This is a genomic window from Wolbachia endosymbiont of Atemnus politus (assembly GCF_013309895.1).
This window is the reverse complement of record NZ_JAAXCS010000150.1, coordinates 1-2,680: the sequence shown is the minus strand read 5'-3', so window position 1 is coordinate 2,680 and position 2,680 is coordinate 1. Positions and strand designations below refer to the sequence as shown.

The window sequence follows — 2,680 nt, the reverse complement described above, 5'->3', positions numbered from 1 at the left end:
TCATTTTCAAACGGCAGAAAGCACGATTTTCGGGTATTTAAGGAGTCGAAAGTTTATATACTAGATGAAATAAAAGTGCTAGGAGATGCTGGGTATAGAGGAATGCAAAAGATACATGAAAATGTAGAATTACCGCATAGGAAAACGAGAAAGAAGCCATTAATAAAAGAAAAAAGGAGGGAAAATCAGGAGCTTATGAGCAAGAGGGTAATAGTTGAGAATGTGATAGGATTGCTGAAAAGGTTTAAAATTATTGCAGATCGGTATCGAAATCGGCGAAAACGCTTTGGCCTGAGGTTTAATTTGATAGCCGGAATTTACAATTTGGAGCTGGTAAAATGAGTTTCGAAAGAGGTCTACTCTTTCCTCTGTAATAATTTCTGTACGTGAGATAACCCTTCAATTAACCTCATTTATTTGCTATACTGCTGCAGATTTCCATAGTTTTTCTAGTTGATGAACATTTTTAAGCGGATTTCTTCGCTAATCCTTAGCAAATTAAATGAGTTAGAGCGAAGGGGTATCATAAATACAAGAGCAGCAAATTTTATTGTAGAGCCTTCAAGCGATAGAACACATGGTGATATCTATACGAATGTTGCTATGGTGCTTGCGAAGCATGAAAAGAAGAATCCCGTTGAGATTGCAGGGATGTTAGCAAAAGAATTTGAGCTGTTTGATGAGATTAAGAAAGTGGAAGTAGCGGGCCCTGGTTTTATTAACATGCACTTGAAAATAGAAATATGGCACGAAGTTCTAAGACAAATAAATGAGCTGAAAACAGAGTTTGGCACTTTAAATATTGGAAACAATCAGGCTGTTAATGTTGAATTTGTATCTGCAAATCCAACTGGTCCATTGCATATTGGTCATGCGAGAGGTGCGGTATTTGGTGATGTTTTAGCAAATTTACTGAAAAAAGTTGGTTATAAAGTCACTAAGGAGTACTACATCAATGATGCCGGAGCACAGATAGACACACTAATTCGGTCAGTATATTTGCGGTATAGGGAAGCTTTGGGAGAAGAAATTAGCATTGAAAAAGGTTTATACCCAGGTGAATATTTGAAACCGATAGGGGAGGGGCTGGCTAAAAAATACGGCAAAGATCTTCTAGAAAAGCAAGATAATCAAGCAATTAGAGAGTATACCTTAAATTACATTTTAGAACTTATAAGGGAAGATATGAACTTGCTGGGAGTAAGTCACGATGTTTTTACTTCAGAGTATGAGCTACGTGGCAAAATCGAAGAGAGTATAAAGATATTGTCTGACAAGGGTTTAGTATATGAAGGATACCTAGAAAAACCAAAAGGTAAGGAAAGTGAAAATTGGACTCCCAGAAAAGAGATGTTATTTCGCTCCACAAAGTTTGGTGATGATGTTGATCGCGCACTGAAAAAAGAGGATGGCAGTTGGACTTATTTTGCCTCAGATATCACTTATCATTTTGATAAGATATCACGTGGTTTTGACAATATGATCGTAGAGCTTGGTAGTGACCACGGTGGTTATGTCAAGAGGCTCAAAGCAGTCGTCTCTGCACTAAGTGATGATCAAGCAAAAATAGAGGTAAAACTGCATAATATTGTGAATTTTTTCGAGAATGGCAAACCTGTTAAGATGTCCAAAAGATCAGGAAACTTCCTCACAGCAAGAGATGTGGTAGAGGAAGTTGGCAGGGACATTACCCGTTTTATAATGCTAACACGCAAGAATGATATGGTCTTAGACTTTGATTTTGCCAAGGTTAAAGAGCAGTCAAAAGATAATCCTATTTTTTACGTGCAATATGCGCATGCTCGTGCTCATTCATTAATGCGTAATGCTCCAAAAGAGCTCCCAACAGCAGATTCTTCACTTTTAAAGACCGATGGGGAGCTCTTCCTCATAAAAACCTTAGCAAAGTGGCCAGATGTAGTAGGAATAGCGGCAAGGCTTTACGAGCCACACAGAATTACTTTCTACTTACTCGAAGTTGCAGAAGCGTTTCATGGTTTATGGGGATATGGCAAAAGCGATTTAAACATGCGTTTCATACTGGAAGATAACCCAGGCCTCACCGCGGCAAGAATGTTTCTCGTGCAAGCCTTAGTACATGTCATCGCTTCTGGACTTTCCATCTGCAATATAGAGCCGTTAGAAGAAATGAGTTGACTTGTTTTGTGCAAGATTGTTTTTTCAACGAATAGAGAAGGTGACAAAATTAAGTAAAAATGTTATAGTTTATAGTAGTATTTTTTGGTTAATATATGGCTCACAGTCAAAAAAAGCTCAATGTTAATGTAAGTTTTGACAGTAAATTGGCTCAGTATCTTACAGAAATGGCAGAGATTCAAAATAAAACTATCCCTGAAGTTTTAGTAGATTTAGTGGAAGAAGAGTTCGAAGAAGATGTAGAGCTATCCGAAATAGCTGACGATCGCCTCTCTGAAGGTGAAGAAGAAGTAGAGGATGATGAAAACATCTGGAAATAAAACTTACACTATAAAATTCTTAAAAAATGTTATTGAAAAAGAAATTCCAGCTCTTCCGGCAAAGATTAAATTAATGGTTCAGGAGGCCATAAAGAAACGCCTTACAGTTGATCCTTTTAATCTAGGAAAGCCTTTATGTCATAGCTTTAGAGGGCAATATAGGATAAGGGTTAGCAACTACTGTATAATTTACATCATAAATC

General features: G+C 37.3%; 4 protein-coding genes. All 4 read left to right on the top strand.

Annotated features, from left to right (window positions below):
* The coding region (locus HET73_RS06965) for a transposase family protein (protein WP_174134261.1) at positions 1-342 on the top strand (342 nt) is incomplete at its 5' end.
* Positions 343-456: 114 nt separating this feature from the next.
* Complete coding sequence (gene argS / locus HET73_RS06960; RefSeq protein ID WP_174132977.1) at positions 457-2,157, top strand: arginine--tRNA ligase; 1,701 nt, start codon at positions 457-459, stop codon at positions 2,155-2,157.
* A 95-nt stretch (positions 2,158-2,252) separates the two neighbouring features.
* A complete protein-coding gene (locus tag HET73_RS06955) occupies positions 2,253-2,477 on the top strand; it encodes a hypothetical protein (RefSeq protein WP_174132978.1) in 225 nt (74 codons plus the stop codon).
* A partial coding sequence (locus tag HET73_RS07550) for a type II toxin-antitoxin system RelE family toxin (RefSeq protein ID WP_218939341.1) occupies positions 2,458-2,680 on the top strand: 223 nt, incomplete at its 3' end. The genes HET73_RS06955 and HET73_RS07550, both read left to right, overlap by 20 nt.